This window comes from Planococcus sp. VCh962, assembly GCF_057748275.1.
This window is the reverse complement of the sequence record NZ_JBYLHS010000006.1, coordinates 158,627-183,866: the sequence shown is the minus strand read 5'-3', so window position 1 is coordinate 183,866 and position 25,240 is coordinate 158,627. Positions and strand designations below refer to the sequence as shown.

Below are 25,240 nucleotides of genomic sequence, written 5' to 3'. Positions count from 1 at the left end.
AAAACTTTCTAAAAATTCATTGACATCCGACATTGCTATTTTATAATAAAAGTGAACCTTATTCACTATATCGATAATTCGTATATTCTCTTCTTCTTTCCATTTAACTAAAAAAGGGCTTTTTAATTAAATTGGCTTACCAGAAGCTAAATGAATATGAGTAATTTCGATAGTTGTGAAAACGCTTCTTTAAATTGAACACAAATTATAAAAGGGGGCAATTCATATGAAATCAAAAAAAGGATTTTCTATTCTCGCTACAATCTCTGCTTTATCACTGCTTTTAGCAGGTTGTGTTGAAAGTGGCAATGAAGTAAGTGGCAGTACTTCGGAAGGAACTGATACATACACATTTAAAGTTTCTCACGTTACACAGGAAAACCACATTTGGCATCAGACCGCTTTGAAATTCGGCGAAGAATTAGAGAGTTTATCTAATGGCCGTATGGATCTTGAAATTTATCCGGCTGCACAGCTTGGCCAAGAACAAGATATGGTGCAACAATTGGAAACCGGTTCACTAGACTTCGGATTTTTAACGAATGCTTATATGAGTACCCGTCAAGAATCATTGAATTCCTGGTTCATGCCATTTACTTTCAAGACTTTGGACCAAGCAGTGGAATTAAGAGAATCTGAAGCTGCTAAAGAAATGCTGAGTGAACTTGAAAGCCAGCAATTGATCGGATTGGATTTTGCCTTTGCCGGAAACCGCCATGTTTTGATGAAAGAAGGACATGTTTCTTCACCTGAAGATTTAAAAGGAAAGAAAATTAGAATTATCGGAAGCCCTGCATTCCAGGAGTTCTGGGATAAAGTTGGAGCCGGTCCAACAGCCATGCCGCTTTCAGAAGTTTATACATCTCTGCAAACTGGAGTCATCGATGGTATCGATATCGACTTGGATGCTTTGGTAACGGAGAAGTATTACGAAACTGCTGAGAACTTAACACTGACGAACCATGCTACTTTCCCATCTGTAGTTGTTATGGGAAAAAAATCTTTTGACGGATTATCTCCTGGTGATCAGGAAATTGTTCGCAAAGCGATGAAATCAGCCGTTGACTGGGGTGTGAAAGAAGCCATTCAACGTGAAGAAAACAACTTAGCGACACTTAAAGAGGCAGGCGTTAAAGTGGAATCCTTAGATGACCTTTCTTCTTTTGAGAAAATTAATCAAGAAGTAACAACTTCATTCTCTGAAAAATCACCAGTCATCAAGTCATTCTTAGAAGAAGCAAAATAACACTGGGGGAATAAGTTATGCGAGTTATCCATTGGTTCAGTGACATAATTTTTAAAGCGGAAAAGGTATTGGCAATTATTTTTGTCTCTGCCATGTTAATTTCCTTGTCAGCCGGTGTCATTTACCGTTATGTTTTTGACTCCCCTTTAATCTGGTCAGACGAGACAGCTATTTTCTCTCTTGTCTGGCTCACATTTATCGGCGGAAGTATGGCCATCAAATTAAAAAGTTCAGCCGCCATCACGATGTTTGTAGACCAATTTACGGGGATTTCCCGTAAAATTCTAATAGGTTTGAGCATATTAGCAGTTCTGTTATTCGTCATTTACATTCTTTATTTATGTTTTGTTTGGTTAACTTCACCCAATATTTTAGTGCAGCGCTCAAGTTCGATGAGAATGCCGATGATTTATGCATACCTTAGTATCCCTGTCAGTTTCTGCTTCATCGCTGTCCATTCATTATCTCTATTGGTTGAGAACTTCTTAGCTAAAAAGGAGGTCTTCTAAGTTGGCAATTGCTCTTATCGCCTTTATTATCTTACTGCTCCTCCAAGTGCCAATTGCATTTGTTCTCGGCATTACAACAATATTGTACATTATGATTTCGGAAAATATGGGCCTTATGGCAACAGCTCCTCAACGGCTTTACTCCGGTCTCGAAAGTTATGGTCTGCTGGCGATTCCATTATTCATGCTGGCAGGCGAATTAATGAATTCAGGTGGCATCACCCAACGCCTCATTGCTTTTGCCAGAACCTTGGTCGGCCATTTTAGAGGCGGACTTGCTTATGTAAATGTTTTAGCAAATATGCTGTTGGCTTCGATTATCGGTTCAGCGACGGCCCAGATTGCCATGATGAGCCGCATTATGGTTCCTTCTATGGAAAAAGAGGGCTATTCTCGGGAATTCGGATCTTCTACAACCGCAGCTGCGGGCCTCTTGGGTCCGATAATTCCGCCAAGTATGATGTTTATCATTTACGGAGTTTCATCGGGCACTTCAATCGGCTCTATGTTCATGGGGGGCGTACTGCCGGGATTGCTGCTGGGTTTATGTTTTATCCTCCTGATTGCTCTAATCGGGATGAAACAAAAATGGCCGACGCAAGATCGCTCGACTTTAAAAGATATGTGTAAAGCTTTCGTTAATGTAATTCCAGCTCTCTTGGTGCCTGCCATCATTGTTGTCGGAATATTAAGCGGAGCCTTTACACCGACTGAATCTGCAGCTGTCGCTTGTATCGTTGCCATCCTGGTTGGATTGTTCCTTTATCGTGAACTTAAGATCAAAGATTTTCCGAAGATTATGGTGAATACAGCTATCACAACAGCAACGATCACGATGTTAATTGCTATGGCTAATTTATTTGGCTGGATGCTCAGCTTCGAGCAAATACCCCAAGGAATTGCAACCTGGATGACCACTTTAACAGAAAATCCATTGCTTTTCTTACTGATTGTTAACATTTTCCTATTGCTAGTAGGTATGGTGATCGATGGCATTGCCGCGCTCATTATTTTAGTGCCGATTTTTGCTCCTTTGCTTATTACTTACGGAATCGATCCAGTCCATTTCGGTGTAATCATTTGCATCAACTTAACTATTGGTCTATTGACTCCTCCAGTCGGAGCAGGTTTGTATATTGCATCTTCTCTCGGTGAAGTGAAATTAGAGAAATTGACAAAATCAATTCTGCCATTCCTGACAATTTCAATTTTCGCTTTAGCTATAATTACGTACTGGCCGCCATTAGTTCTATGGCTCCCTTCTCTGATGCAATAGTTGTTTTTACTTGTTATGCCTCCCCTTCCTACTGCAAGGAGACAATGTCTGATTTGAAAGATAAAATAATAACCGTGCCGCTCGTCTCGCAATCATCGGCTATATAAAAAGAAGAACAGAAGCTTAAGGAATATCCTCAGCCTTTGTTCTTCTTTTTTTATATTGCTTTATCTCTTTAGGAACCAATTAATAAAAAAATAGATTTTTAAAAGATTGTCACTAAATATCAAATACCTCTATTTATTTAAAATCAATTGTCACTGCCATAAAGACGGTCAAATTCGACTGTTTGGTTTGTTTCATTTTCCTCATCAATTCTTTCATCGGTTACCAGCTTCTTAACGAATTTGGTAGCATTCTTTAATGGATTCCCTGACTCCCAGTATTCTGCCGTTTCGGGAGTCACTTTGATCAAAACTACGTTCGGATCATCGTAAGTCGTTTCGAGCAATTTACCAAGTACCGGATTCCAATATTCTTTTTTCTTCTCCAGGTCTTCACTGATTTCTGCAGTTCCGCTAATTGAAACATATGACTTTCCTGAATACGCCAAGTTGACCGAAGGGTTTTGCAAAATTTCCTGATATTTCGCTGTATCTTTCATCGTCATAAACCACAAATCTCCATCAAATTCCGTCTCCTGTGTTTGCATCGGACGTGAAACCGCTTTGCCATTCGATATGGTCGTAAACATCGCCACTTCAATGTCTTTAATCATTTCTTTGACTTTTTCAATAGCTTCTTGGTTTGATGCTGTAGGATCCGACATTGTTTATCTCCTCCTAAAAAATTGCTGATAGTAGAAAATCATAAAACTTGATATTTATAGTATTTCCCCTTTTCTCCAAACCTCAAAACTCTTCTAGAAAAGCACGGGTATTTAAAGTTAAGTGACTTTTTTTCTTGCGGACAATAAAATGTTCTCTGAAAGTTTTTTTATACAGATACCATTTTTCATAAGACACAAAATGGACACTTACCTTTTCGCCGCTAATTTTGTTAAGGTTTAAAACAGACTGTATGGAGTACCAACTTTAAATTGAGCATAACCGTGAACGACCGGTTATCCAAAATGTATATTTGAAATAGCAGAGATAGTAAACGAATAACGGAAATTTACGTGCAGACAATCAATAGCAGACCCATTATTGATGCTCTCCATAAGCTGACCTTTATTGCCGCGACCATCGCTTTATTTGTACATGATTTATCGTATTGCCAAGGTCCAGTAAAAGCTTTTGGAAAGGAAGAAAAATATGCATCAAGAAAAACGGCTGCCACAAAACGGGAAAGAAGGCCTTCTATACGGAGCCATCATTTCTACTTTAACGGTTTTATTTATGACTTCATTCAGCATCGTTTACTTTGCGGGAGAATTTAATGGCGAGGTTGCTTTCACCATTTTAAAGACATTGCCGATCATGTGGATTATCGTCATGATTATTGAACCCGCTATTTTTGGCCGTATTGCAGAGGCATTAACGGCAAAATTTACCAAACCGACTGACAGCTTCAACTCGAAAATCCTATTCCGCATTCTATTCACCGTACTCGGAATGTCCGCCGCTATGACATTAATCGGCGATATTGTCGGCAACGGTTTCCACCCTGAACTTTTCAGCAGCTGGCTGCAGTACTGGCCACGCAACTTCATCATCGTGCTGGCTGCAGAAAGCCTGGTGATCCAGCCGATTGCGCGTTTCGCCATGGTGAAGCTTCATGAATCACAGGATAAGAAAACAGAATTAGCAGCAGCGCCGCAAGTACAGAACTAAAATAGGCTTCCAGACAACGATTTGTCTGGAAGCTTTTTTATTTTATCTAACAGTAGAAATTAATTCTCTTCCGTGTCCTGCGCCTGCCTTCAACGATACTTCCACTGCATCCCCAGCGTGGAAACGCGGCGAATAGACCGACTCATGAACCGTCCATATGTCTTCTGCCACTTCCACCGTATAATGGATTTCATGCCCTTGGTACTGGACAAAGGTGACTCGTCCATTCCCTCCATTTTTTTTCGCAGGAGTTAATCTTAATTGTTCCGGCCGCACCGGATAGATGCCGTCCATCTTAAAACTGCGTGCGACGCCATAGTCCGGCCAGATGCTGTTATGTTCCATTTCCGGCACAAACCCTACCTTTTGCCACTTTCCTTTGACCAGATTGCATTTCCCGACGAATGTCGCAACAAATTGGGTTTCAGGACGTGTATAAATGATTTCCGGCGGCGCTACCTGTTCAATCCGTCCCTCATTCATCACAACAATCTTATCCGCGATGGCAAGAGCTTCGCTTTGGTCATGTGTCACAAAAACAATGGAAGCACCTGTTTCCCGGTGAAGCTTTTGAATTTCTTTCCGCATCTCCATCCGCAGTTCCACATCTAGGGCACTGAACGGCTCATCCATCAAAAGCAGATTCGGCAGCGGGGCAATCGCCCGTGCCAATGCCACCCGCTGCTTCTGCCCACCGGACAGTTCCGATGGATAGCGTGCTGCAAAAGCATCCAGCCCGACAAGCCCGAGCACATCATTGATTCTGGACTGCAGTTCGGCTTTGCTTTCTTTTTTCCGGTTCGGATGGTGACTGAGCGGGAATTTGATATGATCTGCAACCGTCATATGCGGCCACAGCGCAAATGATTGAAACACCATACCGATATTCCGTTTTTCAGGAGGTATGACCTTTTTCGCCGTGGCTACCAGATTGCCGTCCATGATAATGTTTCCTGCTGTCGGACCCATGAATCCTGCGAGCAGTTTCAAAAGCGTTGTCTTGCCGCAGCCCGAAGGACCAAGCACCGCGATGAATTCACCAGCTTTTATTTTCAAGTCTACCGAATGGAGGGCTGTAAATTCTCCATATCTCTTTGAAATATCTTGAACTTCAATCATTTTGTTTTCAGCACCTTTCTGTCCCATAGTTTGCCAAGCATTATAAACAATGCGCCACCAAGCAAAATGCCCAACACGAGCACTGTGGAAAAGGCAGTCGAATACGTCGAGTAACCCGCCTGTTCATATCCGAAAATCACCACTCCGATGGTTTCAGAACCGGAAGACCACAGCAAACTCGACACGGTAAGTTCGGTTAACGCCATTAGAAACACCAGCAGCGCACCTCCGAGGATTCCCGGAAACAATAATGGCAATAAAATCTTACGCCATTTCACCCAGCCCTTTGCCCCTGAAGTCCTTGCCGCCTCTTCCATCGACGGGTCGATCTGCAGGAATGCCGTATAGCTGCCACGTACCTGCAGCACCAGGAATCGGGTGGTGTAGGCGATGAACAAAATAAAAACAGTCCCGTATATTCCAGGATTCCATCCAGGCACCGGCTCCATCCACATGAAAATCATGCAAAGCGCAAATACCGTTCCCGGCAGCGCATATGGAATCGTGATAAACAATTCTGCTGTTTTCGTACTCCAATCGGGATATTTAAATCGGAGATAGGCAAACAATGTGCCTAGGAACAAGCAAATGGCCATCGTAACCAATGCAAGTTTCAGGCTATTCATAAATGCCGCTGCCGGTTTGGAATCAGTTAAAAACACATGCTCGTAATTCTTCAATGACAGATTCTCTAACGTGAACGGTACGCCATAAGCAGAAATCAGTGACAAAGCTCCCATCGCAATCAGCGGCACGACGCTTGTCACCAGCAAAAATGTCCATAAAGCGATTGTCAGCAATCTTCTTTTCACCGGCTTCAGGAAAATACGCGGCTGTGAATCGCTGCGTGCTGTTTCAGTAACGCGGCTCCGCCTGAGTAGAAACCATTGCAGCAATGTGCCCGCCAGTGCGATTACACCGAGTATGACGGATAAAACCGCCGCCCGCGAGAACGCTTCTGGCCCAAAACCTACTACTTGTTCATAGATATATGTGCTGAGCACCCGGATATTCGAAGGCGTTCCTAAAAAGGCAGGAATTCCGAAATTGTCGAGATTAGATAAAAAGGCGATCAGCCCGCCGCTTACAATCCCAGGCAACGCCAATGGCAGAACCACTTTCCGGAACGCCTGCTTTTTCGATAAGCCGGACGTCGCCGCCGCTTCTTCCAAGTCACGCGGGATTTTGCGAAAGACGTTGACCGTAAAAAGATAAACGAGCGGATAATGCGACAACCCGAGGAGCAGAATGATGCCGCCGATGCTGTACAGGTTTGGCACTTCCAGATTTCCCGGAAGCCGGGAGAATATCGCCGCTACAGGTCCTGAGCCGCTGAAAAACTGCGTCCATGCGAGCGTCGTGATATAGGAAGGTATGATAAATGGCAGGAAAATGAACAGCTGCATCGCCCGTTTCCCGCTAATTTCGACATACGCAACAATCCAGGAAAACACGACGCCTAGAACTACTGCCAAAAGCGTTGAACCCAGCACGATCACCAAGGTGTTTTGCACAGTTGTCCAAGTCGCCGGCTCATTCAGTACATCTTGGTAATAATGCAGCGTCAAGCCGCTCTCGTTGACAAAACTGAGCCAGACAAGCCGGAGTACCGGCAACAGGAAAAGCAGAAACACTGACAATAAGCCGATGCCTTTGTAGAAGTTTTTGTTTTGAAAAAAAAGAGAGAAAGAAGGCATGCCCTTTTTTCTCTCTCCGATTGTCTGCTGCTTTGCCATCATGTCGTCAGCTCCTTACTTCGGAAAAACCGGTCACTGACCAAAGATCTCTCCGAATTTCGCTTTGTCGTCATCCCGTGTTTCCAGCAGTTCTACTGAGTCGGCTTCCAGCACCTTCATTTCATCCAGTGTTTTCAAGCCTTCCGGTGCTTCAATGCCTTCACGGATTGGCGTATAGCCTTGTTCAGCTGCCAATTCCTGTCCTTCTTCCGACAGCACAAAGTCGACAAATGCCTGCGCGGCTTTTTCATTATCCGTATTCGCCATGATGCCTACCGGTTCGGTAATGACCGGTACGCCTTCTTTCGGGTATACGAGTTCAACCGGAGAACCATCGCTCTTTGCCTGTGCGACAAGATAGTCCACAATCATGCCGTAATGCTGTTCGCCCATGGCTACTCCTTCGAGGACAGCTCCGTTCCCTTGCGTGATGGTGATGCCATTGGTGCGCATGTTATCATAGAATTCCCAGCCCATGCCGTCCTGCTTCGTGATGACGCCTAAGTTATATGCGGCTGCACCTGAATACAAAGGACTCGGCATAACCGCTTTGCCTTTTGAAGCTTCTTCCGTCAAAACATTCCAGCTGTCGGGCAGATTTTTCACTTCATTCGTATTGATGACCAGTCCGGTTGCCATCACTTTCGTCCCGGTATAGGCTCCGTCCGGGTCGACAAATGCTTCATCGATCGCTTCCGCTTCCGCCGACTTGTAAGACAGCAGCAATTCTTCCTGTTTGAAATTCTCAAACGTCACAGAATCTGCTACCAATAAAACATCGGCTTGGATATCACCCGCCTGGTCTTCCGCCTGGATTTTCGACACCACTTCTTCCGTACCCGAACGGAAAATGCTGACTTCTACATCCGGATTCTTTTCAGTAAAAGCATCTACAAGCGCTTGTGCATCCGCATCCGGCTGTGATGTATAAAAATCGAGTGAACCGGAAACCGCAGATCCGCTGTCCGCACTTTCCGCTTCTGCATTATTCGCTGCTTCTTCCCCGCTGCATGCTGTAAGCATCGCCGTCATGGCAAGCACGCCTGCACTTGTAAGTAATTTGTTCATCTCGATTCCCCCTTGGATTTTCTTGCTGATTATCATTAAGTGTAAAGCTTGAGTGTGAAGTTATTGTTGAGAAGCTGTTAAGAAGTATGAGGATTGCGTAAAGGGGATTCGCAGGAATGTTGGAAGAGATTTGTGAAGCGCCGATAAAAAGTTTAGCAACACCGATAGGAATAGCTGAAACGCCGATAAGGAATGAAAAAACATCGATAGCATCCGCTGAAAATGTAGATAAAGAATATTTCCTTGGACTTTGAAGGCTTTTTGCTTTTGAAGGAGCTCTTCGCGGCAGGCGAAGAGCTTTTCCAGTCAAAGTGTTTGGATCTTGAATTGATTACCTCAAACCGAAAAAAGCTCAGGCAAATTTCTTTGCCTGAGCTTTTTCCGTTTTACTTTATCTAATCAAATTTTAGTTTAATCCGTGGTCAAGCATGGCGTCTGCCACTTTTTTGAAGCCGGCAATATTGGCGCCGACAATGAGATTGCCTGGAGAACCGTATTTTTCTGCAGTTTCCATGCAAGTTTTATAAATAGTCTTCATGACTTGATGCAATTTGGCATCAACTTCTTCAGAAGTCCAGGAATAACGCATGCTGTTTTGGGACATTTCCATCGCTGAGACTGCCACTCCTCCTGCATTGGCAGCTTTTGCCGGTGCAAAGAGAACCTTATTATGCGTCAGTACGCGAACGGCTTCATCGTCACATGGCATATTGGCCCCTTCGCCTACTGCTTTGACGCCATTGTCTACTAATGCTTCTGCACTGACCCGGCCGATTTCATTTTGCGTTGCACAAGGAAGGGCGATGTCGCACGGAAGCGTCCAGATTTCTGTTTTGTCATTGCCGAAACGGGCACCTGGATGATGTTCAAGGTAGTGATAAATCCTTTTTCTTTCCACTTCCTTCAATTGCTTAACCGTTTCCACATTGATGCCTTCCGGATCGTAAATATACCCTTCCGAATCACTGCATGCGACAACTTTCGCGCCGAATTCAATTGCTTTTTCCATGGCGTATATTGAGACATTTCCTGAACCGGACACGATGACATCGCTGCCGGCAAAAGAAAGTCCTTGTTCTTTCAGCATTTCTTCAACAAAATAGACGGTGCCATAGCCTGTCGCTTCTTTGCGGATCAAGCTGCCGCCATTGTCCGGATTCTTGCCTGTGAAAACGCCCGCTTCAAAAGCATTGCGGATCCGCTTATATTGTCCGAACAGATAGCCGATTTCCCGTTTACCGACGCCAATGTCGCCTGCAGGGACATCGATATCCGGTCCAATATGGCGACTGAGTTCAGTCATGAAGCTTTGGCAAAAACGCATAATTTCCCGGTCTGAACGGCCTTTGGGATCGAAATCAGATCCGCCCTTGCCTCCACCGATCGGCAAACCGGTCAAGGCATTCTTGAAGATCTGTTCAAAACCAAGAAATTTCACAACGCTCCCGGTCAAAGAAGGATGAAAACGGAGACCGCCTTTAAAAGGTCCTAATGTGCTGTTGAACTGCACACGGTAGCCCCGGTTTACATGGACATTTCCATTATCGTCTTCCCAAGTCACCCGAAACGTGATGAAGCGTTCCGGCTCAGAAATGCGTTCTAAAATGCCTTCTTGCACATATTCGGGATGCTGTTCAAAAACAGGCTGCAGTGAATCGAAAACTTCCCATGTCGCCTGCAAAAATTCGGATTCTCCGGGGTTGCGTTCTTTGATTTTTTTATGAGTGGCTTTTATATATTCATGAGCTGATTGTTGAATGACTTTATCTTCTCTATCGGTAAATTGCAAATGCATTCATTCCTTTCTTCAAAAACAAGGGTAAAGGTGAATAATTATCCGAAAAACTAAGTGTTTATTAATCATTATACAAACTGATTCAACCATAATCAATTAAATATTTTAAAATAGCAAGGAGTTTTATAAAAATTAGCCCGCGTAACTTCCGGACGAAAGTTTATCGGATAATCCTGTTTTGCTCATTAAATCTCTATTTGCTCTAGGTTTGGGGGATTTTTTTCTTTATTGGAGGGGCTGGTGCTTTGCTTTTTCAGCAAAATAAAAAAGAATGATTCTCTCATCAACAAGGGGTTGATAAAAGAATCGGTATATTTACTCGCCATTTAAAACTCGTATCTTTTCTGTAAAGCGAGGCTTAAGACCTTCAGCAGCTGGGCCATACTTAAAGTTTAAATCGATCTATCAATATTTATACTATCAGATTTTTTTATTGCTATGTAAGAATTTGCACTACTATTAAGAGAATTAGGCACTTTTAATACATTAAGTTTAAATATTTTCACATTTTTATCATTTGTCTCCATTTTTTCAGATTGAAAACTTTTTTATTGCATGCGGATAGATTACAGCCGCTTTAGCTTTTGCTGAGAATGCCTTATTATAGGCATCTGATGAATTTTTATTCAACTATTATATTAAAAATGTTTCCTTTCTCTTTTTTCTTTAGAGTAAAAACATAAGAAGAAACTCATTAAACACTATAAAAGTATAGGGTTTATTTGTAAATAAAAAGAAAATACACTTGTTTCCAATCCCTTCATTAATGTATAGTATATACATTATCGAAAAATAGTAGCGAGGGGGAAAAGTTATGGCCATGCTTCAAAGTTATAAAAAGACCGTTTCACCATCTTCAACTTGGAAATTTCTTATTCCATCCCTAATTGGGGCACTTCTTTTTTTATGCCCGATTTCCTATAACGGCGAAGTCACAATCGGCGTCGGCATTCTGGCCTCATTCCTATTGTCCACTTTCAGCGCGGTTATTCCTGCATTCATTTTATTCCTGCTCGGCTTTTCAGCTATGGCCAGTTTGGCAGCAACGGCTTTAAAGCCTGAGTTTGTAAAAAAATCGCCTTTCCTGCGTGCAACATTCATCAATGGGCCGTTCGGCCTTGCGGTAAAGGTGATCGCTTTCGCATTCGGCATCATGGCTTTTTATGAAATTGGCCCTGAAGCAATCGCTTCCCGCAATACAGGTGGAGTTGTCCTTTACGACCTGGCCCCAGTCCTGCTTACTTGGTTCTTATTCGCTGGTATTTTATTGCCTTTGCTTGTGGAATTCGGACTGATGGAATTTGTCGGTGTATTGGTCAACAAATTCATGCGCCCAGTGTTCACTTTGCCTGGCCGCTCGTCGATTGACGCCATGGCATCCTGGATGGGTGCTGCACCAGTCGGCGTATTGGTAACCATGAAGCAATACGATGAAGGCTATTATACAGAGCGAGAAGCTTCTGTCATCGCCACGACGTTTTCGATTGCATCTGTCGCTTTCAGTTTAGTCGTCGCCAATGTCGTCGGCATCGGCCATTTGTTCCTGCCGTTCTACTTGGCCGTATCCGTCGCTTGTTTAGTAGCAGCAATTATCATGCCGCGCATTCCTCCATTATCCCGTAAAAAAGATGAGTACTTTGCGCCAGTCGGGAAACAAGTCGATGATACGATTCCCGAAGGTGTGTCTTTAGTGAAATGGGGATTCAATGAAGCTCGCAGAAAAGCGGACAGCGCTGCAGGCCCGAAAAAACTTGCAGTGATCGGCATTGAAACGGTACTGGATATTTGGCTGGCATTGATTCCACTGGTCATGGCGCTTGGAACAATGGCATTGATCATCGCGGAGTACACACCGCTATTCAAAATCATTTCCTATCCGCTGATTCCGGTACTGACATTATTGGGACTTCCGGAAGCAGCTGAAGCGGCACCGACCTTCCTTGTCGGTTTCGCCGATATGTTCCTGCCCGCGGTTCTTGGCAGCGGCATCGAAAGTGAATTGACCCGCTTCGTTCTGGCCGGTGTATCTTTGACGCAAATCATCTATATGTCAGAAATCGGCTTGTTGATCTTGCGTTCGAATATCCCGCTTAAGTTCTGGGAACTTGCTGTGATTTTTGTACTGCGCACTGTGATTACCCTGCCGATTCTTGTCTTGTTCGGCCATATGTTTGTATAAAAAGAATCCACTCCTTCGAACTTTCGGTTCGGGAGTGGATTCTTTTCCTTCAAATTTCAAGTTAAAACAAAAGTGGAGCGATTGATATAAAAACAGAAGCTGAAGACTCCCCTTCAGCTTCTGTTTTTTATTTAATTCATTCGCTTAAACTGCATTTTTCTTCCCCGTCAATGTGAAGAAAACAATCAGCCCCAGAACGGATGAGCCGAACAGGATGGCCCCCATCGGGACAGCAGAGGTTTCATTGATGCCGACAAGCGGCGAAACGAGCGAGCCGATCACCAATGGCAGCATCCCTACCACTGCACTGGCACTACCCGCCCTATGCCCTTGGCCGTGCATAGCTAAAGTGAAAGAACTCGTAAATGTCATCCCGACTGCAATCATATAAATAAAAATCAGCGTGACGATGGAAGCGAGCGGCCCTTCAATAATAGTCATGATCAAAAGCAGGAGTGTGGCTCCGGAAGCCAGAAAAACAGCTCCCTGCAACAGGCTGTGTTCAGAAACAATGCCGCCGAACTTGCCGATGATATAACTTCCAAGAATCATGGCGATGCCGTTGATGCCGAACAGCAAGCCAAAGGTTTGAGGGGAAACCCCATAGATTTCCTGATAAACAAAAGGCGTTCCCGCTACATAAGCAAAACTGCCGCCGTGGATCATCCCGGCAACCAACGCATAGCCGATAAACGGCCGGGTTTTCAGCAAACTGCCCATCGTACGCACAGAAGCACCGAGTGAACTCGGAATTCGCTCTTCTTTAGGCAGCGTTTCAGGAAGACGGAAGATAATGATCACTGCCATCACCAAACCAAGAAATCCTAAAAAGTAAAAGATGGTTTCCCATCCGGCAAATGGCAATGCCAATATGGCGCCGCCGGCAATCGGTGCTGCCATTGGTGCCACCGCATTGATGACCATCAACAATGCAAAAAACTTGGTCATTTCCCTGCCGGTGAACACATCACTGACCACGGCTTTGGAAAGGGCAACTCCTCCTGCTGCTGTCAATCCCTGCAGAAAACGGCCAATGATCAACAGCTCAATCGTCGGTGCTACGGCGCAAAGAAGGGACGATAGTGCAAATAAGAAAATGGAGATGATCAGCGGTTTCCGCCTTCCCTGTGAATCACTCAATGGCCCAATGATGATCTGGCCTACCGCCAAACCGATCAAGCAAGCTGTCAAACTCATTTGGACCAGTGACACATGGGCATTTAACTCTTCTGCGATCAAAGGGAAACTCGGCAAATACATATCAATGTTCAAGGGTGCCAGTATTCCCAACATACTGAGAAGCAATGCAAGCCCTAATCGTTTTTTTCCTGTTGGATTATGTAGCATATCGTTTTAACACCTTTCACTAGAATACGCTACTAACTATACAGCACTCTGCTGAAAGGTTTAAGCATTATGAGATAATTTTAATAGAAAGCTTTAATTTCAAGGGCAGCAACTGTTTTACATCCTCTTCCACGTCTGTAAATGACAAGAGCCACCCGATTTTCACAGGTGGCCCAGTCTGATTGATAAGGATTTTTACCGCTTGATCTCCGCTAAAACCTTTTCGTACATACTGTCGATCCCAATGCCCGTCAAAAGCGGCACACCGTCAATCACTTTGTCTTTTATTTTGTCCGGCACCAATGTAGTGGACAAAATAACATCATACTCATCGATTCGATTTATTTCATCGCTGACTTTTGACTGGTATATCTTAACTTCCTGGCTTAAATTATTTGCTTTCAGCCATTCTTCCACTTTTCCTTTTACCACTGTTGAAGTGGCAATTCCTGTCCCGCACATGATCAATAATTTTTTCATTTACGCTTCCTTCCCTTCTAAATTATCATCTTCTTCTGTTTCATCAGCTCGTTCTTCTCTTGCTCTTGTCCGGTTCGGTTTAATTTTATTTTGGTAAATCAATCCGAAAAGTGTCAACAGCCCCAAGGCACCCATTCCATACCAGCTGAGTATTTTCGGGATCCATACGAATAGGAACGTTGTCCAAACTGCTCCATCAATCAATGAAGAAATGCTGGAGTTCTCTCCCATGTCAAAATTTGAAGCAATGGCGGCGTCTGTAAACAGCGGCGCCACCCAAGTGGCAATATATAAACCCACTCCAATATAGATGGTTCCGCCGATAACGGTCCGCACAATATTCCCTCTGAATATCGGCACCATCAAACAGATCAAGAACGGAATCGATGCCAAATCCGCAAACGGCAGAACAGAGTTACCAGGCAGCAGCACCGCCAGGAAAATCGTGATCGGGATGAGCAGCAAAGCTGAAGACAATACGGCTGGATGACCAATGGCCAGCGCACTGTCCATGCCGATATACAAATCTCTTCCCGGGAAACGCTTTTTAACGAAAGCTCCCGCTGCCTCCGAAACCGGGATTAAACCCTCCATCAATAAAGCCACCATTCTCGGCAGAAGCACCATAACGGCCCCCGTCTGGATTGCCAGCTGCAGAATCCCCGGCACATCGTAGCCTGCAAGAATCCCGATCAAGATCCCGATGACCACACCAATAATCGTTGAATCCCCCAGAATGCCGAGCCTTCTCTGAATGGAATCCGGGTCAGCTTCCAGTTTATTAAATCCGGGAATCCGGTCAAAAACCCAGTTCATCGGCAATGCGACAAAGGCAGATGGTGCCGATGTACCGTGTGGAAACGTGATATTTTGAAATCCATAGAATCTTTCAATATACTTTGCGAGGACGTCCGCCATTAAATACAGCAACAGCAAGTGAACGATAATGGTGAGTATCCCTAGCCAAAAGTCTGAAGTGAGGGCATAAACCAAAGAGCCGGTAAAAGCGACATGCCAAAAATTCCAGATATCGACGTTCAGTGTTTTGGTCAACCCAAAAGTCAATAACAGGATATTTACACCGACGCCAAGCGGGATCGCTAAACTCCCTAACGAAGTCCCGTAGGAAATGGCTGCAGCTGCCGGCCAGCCGACATCAATCGTATTTAAATTAAAACCGAAATTGTCAACCATCGCTTGGGCGGCCGGCCCTAAACTATCCACCAGCAAACCGATGACCAAGTTAATCCCCACAAACCCGATTCCGACAATAATCCCTGCACGGAGAGCTCTTCCTGGCTTAGTTCCCAGCACCAGTGCAAAGATAAAAATCAAAATTGGCAGAAGGACCGTAGCACCCAAATCCACAAACCATTGTAGAAATTCCATCCAATCTCCTCCTCAATTCATTATGTTATGCCAAGGTGATGCAGCAGGGGCGGAGTGGTAAAAAGTTTTAAGCTTAAGGTTCGGCTGGTATGGCCGTTTTTATGCTTCGTCACCGACCAGTTTATTCAGTTCGTCTACACTTTTGATGGCCGCCAATCTCGACACCGTATCCGGGTTTTGAAAAAGCCCCACCAATTTTTGCAGCATCTCTAATTGGTCTGATGGATGTTTTAAAGCGAGCAGAAAAATCAATTTTACGTCGACCAATTGGTCGCCTTGCCCCATCGCAACGAACTTCACCGGTTTTTTCAAAGTAGCAAAAGCTATTTTCGAATCGTTTACCATGTTTCCGTCTGTATGCGGAATCGCAACTCCGAATGGTACAGTGGGCAATCCCGTAGGAAAGGTTTTTTCCCGTTGAAGGATGCTTTCGACAAACTTTTCTTTAACGAATCCTTTCTTCATCAGCTGATTGCCCAATATCGTCAACACTTCTTCTTTTGAATTGGCCTCCATTTCAATGATGACCAATTCTTCATCCAGCTTCATTGTCCACTCCCCCTTGTTCATGTGCTTGATGCCGCAGCAAACCATCATTGGGCCCCTCCTTTTTGTCGGCTGCCACACTTTTTTACATTTGTTCCGTATAAGCACATATGATTTTATTCATATTATAAGAGCGCTTTCAAAATTAATCAATAGAGTATTCGGAATATTGTAAACTTATTTGAAATATGATCAACTTGTGTTTAAATTCATCCCAGCTATTCAAAAAAGCCGCATGACAGATGCGGCTCTTTCGGTCATGCTCTTCATTTTGCCCAATGATGGAAGATGAAATATGTCATGATGAGCACAACTGCAATGGCGGCAAGGACGAGAATGGGCACAAGACCAAAGGTTGGTTCCATTTCAACTCCTCCTCCTTTTACCTTCATTATATACCTATCTTTTGAAATGAAAATACATTAATTTAATTATTCAGATTTTTTAATAAGACGCAAAAAAACTTCCACCAACATGGAAGTTTTTTTGTGTCTTATTATTGTTTTATGCTTTGAAAGAGCTGTCCATTCCCGGAACTTTTTTGAAATTATCATCCTTGCGGAAATTCCCCATAACTTCCATCGTCTCGCTGATGCTGACGAAAGCGTTCGGGTCGACTGCTTTGATAAGCGGCCTCACATAGGCAAGTTCATAACGCGAAATGACGCTGTAAAGCACTTTGACTTTGTTTCCGGAATAAGCGCCTTCACCGTCCGTCACAGTAATCCCACGATACAGATTTTCAAGCAATTGCTTTTTGACAGCGTCTCCCTTGCTTGTCACTACCATCAAGCCAAGCTTGAGATGGCGCGTGTGGATCCGGTCAACAACAAGACCCGTGATATAGATGGAAGCCATCGTATACATCGCAAGTTCCCATGTAAAGATAAAGCCCGATACGAAAACGACCATGCTATTGAGGACGAATACCAAAAAGCCGAGCGGGATATCGCGCTTCATCGTCAAAAGCAGGCCAACAACATCAAAGCCGCCTGTCGAGCCATAGGAACGGATGATAAATCCGACGCCCACTCCGACCAGAACTCCGCCAAATACAGACGACAATAACGGGTCTTCTGTCACTTTCATCACTGGAATATACAGCATGGAAACCGAAGTCACTACCACCGAGTAAATGCTATTGAAGATGAACATCTTTCCAAGTTTCATCCAGCCTAAAATCAAAATCGGGATGTTCAAAACGAACAGCCAAATCCCGGCATTGATTGGTGTCATCAAACTGAAGATCATCGCAATTCCCGTAATCCCGCCTGATAAAATCTCATGAGGCAATAAAAACATATTAAACGCAAAGCCAAGCAGCAACGATCCTGCGAAAATGATCAATGAACTGTAAACTTTATCCATGTATAATTCTCCGTTCTACCTTATACTTCTTGCCAAACCCCACCAAAAAAAGGCCGCGCAAATTCCGCTTCGACCTTTCGGGGGTGTGGCACAATTATCATAGTATAGGGGTTGGAGCAGCAGAAATGCAAGTTTTCCTTACGAATAAACAGCGACTCAATTTTCTGAGTTTTTATTTTCGCCATACATTCAAAGTGCTCAGATTAAACATCAGCTTCGGACAAAATAACAGGGCCTTCAGTTGATTTGTAAACCCAACACTTCCTAAGAATGACAAGGCATTTTGTTTGAAGCGCGTTGTTTCGCATAAAAAAAGCCCTCCAGATGATTAAATCTGAAGAGCGCTCTGCCTGTTCACGCAAAATTATAATGGACGGTCCATTCCTGGTGTTTTCTTAAAGTCATCCGTTTTTCGGAAATTGCCCATAACTTCCATCGTCTCGCTGATGCTGACAAAAGCATTTGGGTCGACTGCTTTGATTAACGGCCGGACAAAAGCAAGTTCATAGCGCGAAATGACGCTGTAGAGCACTTTGACTTTGTTGCCTGAATACGCGCCTTCGCCGTCCGTCACGGTAATGCCGCGGTATAGATTCTCAAGCAATTTCGTTTTGACTTCGTCTCCTTTGCTTGTCACCACCATCAAGGCCAACTTGATGTGGCGCGTGTGAATCCGGTCAATGACCAGCCCTGTGATGTAAATGGAGGCCATCGTATACATCGCGAGTTCCCACGAAAAGATGAAGCCTGATGCGAAAATAACGAGGCTGTTAAGAGCGAAGATCAAAAAGCCAAGCGGGATATCGCGCTTCATCGTCAAAAGCAGGCCAATGATATCAAAACCTCCTCCGGAACCGTAAAACCGGATAATGAATCCTGCTCCGGCTCCGACAAGAACTCCCCCAAATACGGACGATAGCAGTACATCTTCCGTCACTTTCATGACCGGAATATATTGCATGGAAATCGATGTCACAGCTACTGAAAATATGCTATTAAAGATGAACACCTTGCCGAGTTTGAACCATCCCAGCATGAAAATCGGGATGTTTAGGACAAACAGCCAGATTCCTGTATTGACCGGTGTTAATAAACCAAAAATCATTGCCAGGCCTGTGACACCTCCTGACAAAATTTCATGCGGCAAGAGAAACATATTAAATGCGAAACCGAGCAGCACCGAACCTGCGAAAATAATTATCAAACTATAAAGTTTTTTCATATATCAGTCTCCGTTCTTCCGTAAATTCTTTATCATTGAAAAGGCCTTCTACTATCCGAAGCGGCCTATTAAAGTTCTGGCATAATGGTTCAAATTATAGGGGATGGAACAGCTGGAACGCAAGTTTTATTCCTTCAAAGAAAAGCACTTGTTTTTATAGAAGGATAATATTCTATTTGTCAGCTTTTCACTTCCTACCTTAAGACAAGACAAAAGGCGTTTCCGCTGATTGTTATGATCAGAGGAAACGCCTTTTCTTATACAGCTTCCGATAAGAGCCCAAGACGGCTTTTTCATTGACAGTTTGCAGCTTTTTTTAAACCGACTCCACTTTTCCTTTATCCGACTCGTAGATCTCAGATTCATCATACTCTTTCACCCAGAAGTCTGCGTCTTTAAAACCTAATTTCAATGGCTCGAAGACAGGATCTTTGCCTTCTTTTTTCTGTTTTTCGTAATCTTTCAGCACTTTTAAAGCGGGCTTTGTGAGGAACATGAGCGCGATAAAGTTCAGCCAAGCCATACTTCCCATTCCCAGGTCTCCAAGTGCCCAAGCAAAGCTGGCACTTGCGATACTGCCATAGAAAATTGTAGCTAATAAGAGGACTTTCAAAATATTAGTTGGCCAAGTTAAATCTACCTTACGATTCCGGCTAATAAAGACAAGGCAAGTTTCTGCCTTATAGTAATAAGACATAGCAGTAGTGAAACAAAAGAAGAACAGCGCAATGGCTAGAAAAGCGGCACCGAAGCCTGGCAATACTGATTCTATTGCCAACTGTGTATAAGCCGAAGGTTCAGCATTCCCAAGATTGTCGACAATAGGAGCGCCTCCTTCCGGTTGAACATTATACATGCCAGTCAACAGAATCATAAATGCCGTAGCCGAACATATGAGGATCGTGTCGACATAAACTGAAAATGCTTGAACCAGCCCTTGCTTAGCAGGATGAGATACTTCTGCAGCCCCTGCATCAAACGTTTCACTGCCTATCCCCGCCGCATTTGAAAATGCTCCTCGTTGCACACCCCAGGCGATGGCAGAACCGACAATTCCTCCGAAAGCCGCATTTGCACCTAAAGCGCTTGACACAATCAGTGAAATGATTCCAGGCAACTCAGTAAGGTTGAAAAGCAGAATAATCACAGCCATTAAAATATAGATGCCTGCCATAATAGGTACAACGATTTCTGCAGCTTTTGCAATCCGCTTAACGCCGCCAAAAATAATGACTCCGAGAACTGCAACTACCATGATGCCTGTAATATATGGTTCGATTCCGAATGCATTATTCATTGCAACTGCAATCGTGTTAGCTTGCAGACCTGGCCATAATACCCCCATAACGATAAGTGTTATAGTGGCGAACACGACAGCAAACCATTTTGCTTTCAATCCTTTTTCTATGTAATAAGGCGCTCCTCCGCGGTATTCACCGTCCACTTTACTTTTATAAACTTGGGACAGTGTGATTTCGATAAACGAAGTAGCACCGCCTAAAATTGCCATGACCCACATCCAAAAGACAGCTCCCGGCCCGCCAAATGCAATGGCCGTAGCTACTCCAGCGATATTCCCCGTTCCGACTCTGCTACCCAATGACATGGTGAAAGCCTGGAATGAAGACACTCCTGCTCGCGACTTATCACTGCTGAACGTCAGTTTCACCATATCCTTAAGCAGCCTTACCTGCAAAAAACGTGTTGCAATAGTATAAAACAGTCCTACTATCAAAAAAAGATAAACTAATGCTGAACTCCAAACGATCCCATTCATCCAATCTACAAAATTTTCCATGTATCCTCCTTCGTATACCGGCTTTTCGGTGATACTCTATTTAAAATCATGCCAATAAGACTTCGTCTCCACACACTCTTATCCAGCGTTGCTCTCTCCAGCTATACTGCTGACGTTTGGTTGTTCAGCTTAAAAAGCGGAACCCTAATATTTCATATGTATTAACAGTGCTCAGCATTATATATTTCCACCTCCCATTATCCAAAACGGCGGAACGATGTATCACTATCATTTTTCTCTATAACTAGTAAAAAATTTTCCAGTTCTCCTTTCTATTTATTAATCGCCAAGAGTTTCCCACCTGTGTGCTTTCGAACGCTTTAAGTATTTCAGAATACCTTTAAAGAATGGCTTTTGATTACTCGTATAACGGTATTTCTTTATTCCCTTGTTAATAATTTATAAACTGGATTCCAAAAAGTTTTACAAGAATCATAATAAAGCCATGTTTTGCATAGCTTTTATTATGCATAATGAACCATTTGTATGCGTGATTTTTGTAATGCCTCTTATTTCTTCTTCGCAGCCATTTCTTCTCTAAAGTTTTTATTTCCTTACAAACAATCGCATCCCCCTTAGAAAGCTAGCGATTATATTCAGAATATTTTTATTTCTAAAGAATTACCAGTTTATCTGTATAATCATAAATTGTAATCATTACGATTTGAAAAAAGGAGTGTTAAAAATGAACCATTCATTAAGTAAAGGCATCGCCATCCTGACAATCAGTTCTTTGCTGGCGGCAGGCTGCCAATCGGCAGAACCATCCGAGGCTGAACCAGAAACCGCTTCTGCCTCAAGCGTTTCTGGTGATTCCGTTGAAACACAGGAACAAGCGACGGAAAGCCATTCAGAGGAAAGTAGCCATGATCATGATCACGGCCATGCCTCTGACCATAGCCATGAGCTGGACGAAGCCACTCAGAAAATCTATGACGGCTTCTTTGAAGACAGCGAAGTAAAAGACCGTCCCCTGTCCGACTGGGAGGGGTATTGGCAATCAGTCTATCCCTACTTGCAAAGCGGTGAACTCGATGAAGTATTTGCCGATAAAGCTTTGCATTCAGATAAAAAAACGGCTGAAGAGTATAAAGAATATTACACAATAGGCTATAAGACAGACGTTGACCGTGTCGTCATTAAAGAAGATACTGTCACGTTCGTCAAAACCGGCGAAGAACTTTCAGGGAAGTATGTCTACGACGGCTACGAAATCCTTACATATGAAGCAGGCAACCGAGGCGTCCGCTTTGTCTTTAAGTTAGCGGAAGAAACGGCTGGCCTTCCGAAGTTTATCCAATTCAGTGACCATAGCATCTTTCCAACTCCTGCATCTCATTACCACTTGTATTGGGGCGATGACCGCCAAGCTTTGCTTGATGAAGTCGTAAACTGGCCGACTTATTATCCTTCTACTATGGATGGACATACGATTGCGCACGAAATGATGGCACATTGACGCAGGATTAGATCTTGTGGGGTTAATAAAAAAAGCCCACCAAGCAGGAGATCTTTCTACCTGCTTGATAAGCTGTTCGATTAAACCAACTTCTGCCCGCAATTCGGACAGAACTTCGCACCTTCATTTTTTTGGCCGCAGTTCGGACAGAAATTCGGTGCTTTTGCATTGCCGCCTGCTGCTTGCGAGTTTTGATTGCCTGCAGCGGGCTGATTCTCAGAAGCAGATTCTTTTTGTTTTTCCATCATTTCTTTGGCGATGTTCATTCCCATCATCATGCCGGCCATATCGGACGCGGTATTGGATACGGATAATTTTCCCATCGCATCGGCAACGGAGATCTGCTGGTATTTCGAAATGTCGCCCACCATGCCGTGGGAAGCGCTTTTGTTGATCATATCCTGGATTTCCTGCGGATAGTTGAAGCTCATCACCTGGAAGCCGGTGATTTTCATGCCGTCGTCCATCAATTCCATGTTCAAGTCATCTTGTATGCCAGCGCCAATTTCATGGGCGTTGGCCTGCAGATTGAACATATTCTTGCCTTCTTTGGTAATCCATTTCATCAGGAGCTGGTCGAGAATCGCAGTAATCCGGATCTTTACTTCATCTACCAAATAACTGTCGCGGATACCTGCGATTTTATCGATCAATGCCATATAATCATTCACTTTAAACTGGAAAGTGCCATTCGCCCGGATTGGCATGCCGCCCGGCAGCTCAGGGGCTGGAATGTTGATCGGGTTTTTAGTTCCCCATCTCACGACGAACTCTTTGGTATTTACAAACAGCACTTCAACTCGCATGCCGGAGTTGAAACCGAAACGGAATCCTTTCAATGTTGATAAGAAGGGCACAATTTCGGATTCAATGTCATACTCGCCGTCGTCTTCGAAAATCCCTTCGATTTTACCATTATTCAGGAACACGGCATCCTGGCCGGGCCGGATAATCAGCTTACTGCCTTTTTTGATTTCTTGATTGGTCCACTTCCAGAAAATCATGTCTTCCCTGAATTCATCCCATTCCACTACATCTGAAAATTGATTGCCGAAAAAGGCCATATTGTTCATCCCTTTCTTTGGGTCAATTAGCGCTTAGAAATTCCGGCCGCCTCCGCTGAAGGAACGACCGCCGCCAGTTGAGCCGCCTCCGCCGAAACCACCGCCTCCGCTATTGCTTTTCGGAATTCTTCGCCGCGATACCGTCTTATTCCGGAATTGGTCGCGCTGGCTTCTCACCCGCGTGTTGTTGCCGTCAAAATATGTTCGCGCCGTTGTCGTCACTCGTCCACCTGCATTTAAGACCATCGAGCCGACAATAACACCGCCAAGCAGCAAGGACAATGCCGCTTGGAACCAGGTTTTAAAGAAGATGTTTTCCGGGTTCACGCCCGGCCGGTATTCCATGTAGCGGCTCGAGGTCGTCACCGTTTCACGGAATGCACCATCGTAATCGCCGCTCCGCATAAAAGGCATGATGCGGTCGAGCACCATGTCGACCCGCTGGTTGTCGAGCGACGTTTCTGCAGCTCCGAAACCGGCGAGATAAACTTGGCGGGTCCCAATATCGATTGTCAGCAAGACCGCATTTTCCTGGTTGTTTTCTTCTGCCCACTGGTCAAAAAAATCGCCCATATATGTAGTGATTGGCAATCCGTTCATATTTGAAGTGGTCAAAAACAAAAAATCAACGCCGTGTTTTTGGCTATGTTCTGCTGCAAGATCTTCAAGTTCCCTCACTTCGGCTTCACTCAGCAGACCTGCGTTATCATAAATGTGCTGGTCGGTCTGGGCAGAAACCGCCATTCCGCCGGTGAATATTATCAAAAGCATTAATATAAACAGAACCGGTGCTTTTATATGGATTGGTCTCACCAAAGAACACCTCCGATAACGTATGAGATGGCTTTCAGGACTGCAAATGCACCTGCAGCGATGCCAGTAAACCAAGCAGCTACTTTGCCTCCGCTGATTGGCGGCTTCCCGACAACTTTCCCAGTCTGGCCATTCATCGCAAAGGTATGTTCTTTGTTTTCAAAATCATAGTAAACCATCCAAACAGGGAATAAGGTGTAGTAGACATTTTTCTTATTCGCCTGAATCTGCTTCTGGGTATAGCTGACGGTCGAATAGCCCGAAATCGTGCCATTGATATAGGCATCGATATATGGCACGATCTTCGATTCCACCCTTGAGAATAAAACCTCATCGTCGTAATCATATTTTTCAGCCAAATAACCGGCAAGATAAGGCATTCTGAAATCTTTCAGTTCCTGGTAATCGTATGGCTCTAGCTTGTCCATCAATTCATCGTCCATTTTCTCCGATGCATCTGCCGGCACTTTGAGATAACTAAGGTCGATTCCCCGATAAATGTCATAAAAATCCGTCTCCGTATAGATGGTTTCTCCCTGCTGATATTGGTGTACACGTGTTCCAATCGCTGCTACTTCAGCGGTCCCATCAATATCATAGAGCCAGAATGGCACATACATCCCCGTCATTTTCTTAATCCGGTCGCCGCTCATAAAACCTCTCGGCGTCAACCGGCCGTTCCGCGTCCATTTCCTGAAAGCGGCAACGGCTTCTTCTTTGGTGATGGTGAAAGGAATCACTTTCGCCGGGGCAAATTCACCCGTCAGCCGGTCCGACAGCACAACCGGTGCGCCGCAGAAGCTGCAATGAGTAGCAGTAGTACTGACTTCTGTCAGGATGATGGCACCGCAGTTTTCACAATGATATTCTTTCGCTCCATCCGCTTCAAACTTCTGTTGAATGTTTTCCTCCGGAAACGTTTCAATATTATCCTGCCTTCCGCAGCTGGGGCAGGACAATGTGCCCGAATCCGCGTCAAACGCCATATCCGACCCGCAATTGGGGCATTTATATTGAACGGCCAATCCCGCTCCCTCCCTTCTGCTTGCAG

22 protein-coding genes are annotated in these 25,240 nt (G+C 44.2%); 7 read left to right on the top strand and 15 right to left on the bottom strand.

Annotated features, from left to right (window positions below):
• The first annotated feature begins 226 nt into the window (after positions 1 to 226).
• From AC3AQ9_RS15740 to AC3AQ9_RS15730, 3 genes are read left to right on the top strand one after another with little or no spacing between them, the layout of a single operon-like run.
• Positions 227 to 1,246 carry a TRAP transporter substrate-binding protein gene (locus AC3AQ9_RS15740; RefSeq protein WP_488308440.1) on the top strand — a complete coding sequence of 340 codons (1,020 nt, stop codon included), beginning with the start codon at positions 227 to 229 and terminating at the stop codon, positions 1,244 to 1,246.
• Between the two features lie 17 nt (positions 1,247 to 1,263).
• Complete coding sequence (locus AC3AQ9_RS15735) at positions 1,264 to 1,755, top strand: TRAP transporter small permease (protein WP_488308439.1); 492 nt, start codon at positions 1,264 to 1,266, stop codon at positions 1,753 to 1,755.
• A gap of 1 nt (position 1,756) precedes the next feature.
• Positions 1,757 to 3,031 carry a TRAP transporter large permease gene (locus AC3AQ9_RS15730; protein ID WP_488308438.1) on the top strand — a complete coding sequence of 425 codons (1,275 nt, stop codon included), beginning with the start codon at positions 1,757 to 1,759 and terminating at the stop codon, positions 3,029 to 3,031.
• 250 nt (positions 3,032 to 3,281) lie between these two features.
• Here the strand turns inward: AC3AQ9_RS15730 and AC3AQ9_RS15725 are convergent, their stop codons facing one another.
• A complete protein-coding gene (locus AC3AQ9_RS15725) occupies positions 3,282 to 3,800 on the bottom strand; it encodes a pyridoxamine 5'-phosphate oxidase family protein (protein WP_488308437.1) in 519 nt (172 codons plus the stop codon).
• Between the two features lie 487 nt (positions 3,801 to 4,287).
• Here AC3AQ9_RS15725 and AC3AQ9_RS15720 point away from each other — a divergent pair, with 487 nt between their 5' ends.
• A complete protein-coding gene (locus AC3AQ9_RS15720; protein WP_488308436.1) occupies positions 4,288 to 4,806 on the top strand; it encodes a DUF2798 domain-containing protein in 519 nt (172 codons plus the stop codon).
• A gap of 42 nt (positions 4,807 to 4,848) precedes the next feature.
• Here the strand turns inward: AC3AQ9_RS15720 and AC3AQ9_RS15715 are convergent, their stop codons facing one another.
• From AC3AQ9_RS15715 to AC3AQ9_RS15705, 3 genes are read right to left on the bottom strand one after another with little or no spacing between them, the layout of a single operon-like run.
• Complete coding sequence (locus tag AC3AQ9_RS15715) at positions 4,849 to 5,925, bottom strand: ABC transporter ATP-binding protein (RefSeq protein ID WP_488308435.1); 1,077 nt, start codon at positions 5,923 to 5,925, stop codon at positions 4,849 to 4,851.
• Positions 5,922 to 7,664, bottom strand: coding sequence for an ABC transporter permease (locus AC3AQ9_RS15710; protein WP_488308434.1), 1,743 nt, complete (start codon positions 7,662 to 7,664; stop codon positions 5,922 to 5,924). The genes AC3AQ9_RS15715 and AC3AQ9_RS15710 overlap by 4 nt, the downstream gene beginning before the upstream one ends.
• A gap of 30 nt (positions 7,665 to 7,694) precedes the next feature.
• Positions 7,695 to 8,729 carry an ABC transporter substrate-binding protein gene (locus tag AC3AQ9_RS15705; RefSeq protein WP_488308433.1) on the bottom strand — a complete coding sequence of 345 codons (1,035 nt, stop codon included), beginning with the start codon at positions 8,727 to 8,729 and terminating at the stop codon, positions 7,695 to 7,697.
• A gap of 116 nt (positions 8,730 to 8,845) precedes the next feature.
• Here AC3AQ9_RS15705 and AC3AQ9_RS15700 point away from each other — a divergent pair, with 116 nt between their 5' ends.
• Positions 8,846 to 8,983 (top strand): hypothetical protein, encoded by a 138-nt coding sequence (locus AC3AQ9_RS15700; protein WP_488308432.1) that lies wholly within the window; start codon positions 8,846 to 8,848, stop codon positions 8,981 to 8,983.
• Positions 8,984 to 9,135: 152 nt separating this feature from the next.
• Here the strand turns inward: AC3AQ9_RS15700 and gdhA are convergent, their stop codons facing one another.
• Positions 9,136 to 10,524, bottom strand: coding sequence for an NADP-specific glutamate dehydrogenase (gdhA, locus tag AC3AQ9_RS15695; protein WP_488308431.1), 1,389 nt, complete (start codon positions 10,522 to 10,524; stop codon positions 9,136 to 9,138).
• 814 nt (positions 10,525 to 11,338) lie between these two features.
• On the opposite strand from gdhA, the gene AC3AQ9_RS15690 reads away from it, so the two are divergent.
• Positions 11,339 to 12,703, top strand: a complete 1,365-nt coding sequence (locus tag AC3AQ9_RS15690) for a YjiH family protein (RefSeq protein ID WP_488308430.1) — start codon at positions 11,339 to 11,341, stop codon at positions 12,701 to 12,703.
• 144 nt (positions 12,704 to 12,847) lie between these two features.
• Here AC3AQ9_RS15690 and AC3AQ9_RS15685 read toward each other — a convergent pair whose 3' ends face one another.
• The 7 genes from AC3AQ9_RS15685 to AC3AQ9_RS15655 all read right to left on the bottom strand — a co-directional run bounded on the left by AC3AQ9_RS15685 (position 12,848) and on the right by AC3AQ9_RS15655 (position 20,853).
• Entirely contained in the window at positions 12,848 to 14,050 is a 1,203-nt protein-coding gene (locus tag AC3AQ9_RS15685; RefSeq protein ID WP_488308429.1) for a Bcr/CflA family efflux MFS transporter, read from the bottom strand.
• A gap of 195 nt (positions 14,051 to 14,245) precedes the next feature.
• Complete coding sequence (locus AC3AQ9_RS15680; RefSeq protein ID WP_300991662.1) at positions 14,246 to 14,530, bottom strand: PTS sugar transporter subunit IIB; 285 nt, start codon at positions 14,528 to 14,530, stop codon at positions 14,246 to 14,248.
• Entirely contained in the window at positions 14,531 to 15,919 is a 1,389-nt protein-coding gene (locus tag AC3AQ9_RS15675; protein ID WP_488308428.1) for a PTS galactitol transporter subunit IIC, read from the bottom strand.
• A 99-nt stretch (positions 15,920 to 16,018) separates the two neighbouring features.
• Complete coding sequence (locus AC3AQ9_RS15670; protein WP_488308427.1) at positions 16,019 to 16,468, bottom strand: PTS sugar transporter subunit IIA; 450 nt, start codon at positions 16,466 to 16,468, stop codon at positions 16,019 to 16,021.
• A gap of 501 nt (positions 16,469 to 16,969) precedes the next feature.
• Complete coding sequence (locus AC3AQ9_RS15665) at positions 16,970 to 17,833, bottom strand: YitT family protein (RefSeq protein WP_488308426.1); 864 nt, start codon at positions 17,831 to 17,833, stop codon at positions 16,970 to 16,972.
• 364 nt (positions 17,834 to 18,197) lie between these two features.
• Positions 18,198 to 19,055: a YitT family protein gene (locus tag AC3AQ9_RS15660; RefSeq protein WP_488308425.1), complete on the bottom strand. Its 858-nt coding sequence runs from the start codon at positions 19,053 to 19,055 to the stop codon at positions 18,198 to 18,200.
• A gap of 316 nt (positions 19,056 to 19,371) precedes the next feature.
• Positions 19,372 to 20,853, bottom strand: a complete 1,482-nt coding sequence (locus AC3AQ9_RS15655; RefSeq protein WP_488308424.1) for an alanine/glycine:cation symporter family protein — start codon at positions 20,851 to 20,853, stop codon at positions 19,372 to 19,374.
• Between the two features lie 685 nt (positions 20,854 to 21,538).
• Between AC3AQ9_RS15655 and AC3AQ9_RS15650 the strand changes: the two genes are divergently transcribed.
• Positions 21,539 to 22,312 (top strand): ZinT family metal-binding protein, encoded by a 774-nt coding sequence (locus AC3AQ9_RS15650; protein WP_488308423.1) that lies wholly within the window; start codon positions 21,539 to 21,541, stop codon positions 22,310 to 22,312.
• A gap of 80 nt (positions 22,313 to 22,392) precedes the next feature.
• Here the strand turns inward: AC3AQ9_RS15650 and AC3AQ9_RS15645 are convergent, their stop codons facing one another.
• The 3 genes from AC3AQ9_RS15645 to AC3AQ9_RS15635 are packed head-to-tail and all read right to left on the bottom strand — an operon-like array spanning position 22,393 to position 25,214.
• The gene (locus AC3AQ9_RS15645) at positions 22,393 to 23,376 is read right to left on the bottom strand and encodes an SPFH domain-containing protein (protein WP_488308422.1); all 984 of its coding nucleotides are present in this window, start codon (positions 23,374 to 23,376) and stop codon (positions 22,393 to 22,395) included.
• A 33-nt stretch (positions 23,377 to 23,409) separates the two neighbouring features.
• Positions 23,410 to 24,189 (bottom strand): TPM domain-containing protein, encoded by a 780-nt coding sequence (locus tag AC3AQ9_RS15640; RefSeq protein ID WP_488308421.1) that lies wholly within the window; start codon positions 24,187 to 24,189, stop codon positions 23,410 to 23,412.
• Positions 24,186 to 25,214: a TFIIB-type zinc ribbon-containing protein gene (locus AC3AQ9_RS15635; RefSeq protein ID WP_488308420.1), complete on the bottom strand. Its 1,029-nt coding sequence runs from the start codon at positions 25,212 to 25,214 to the stop codon at positions 24,186 to 24,188. Before AC3AQ9_RS15635 ends, AC3AQ9_RS15640 begins: the two co-directional genes overlap by 4 nt.
• Positions 25,215 to 25,240 lie beyond the last annotated feature (26 nt).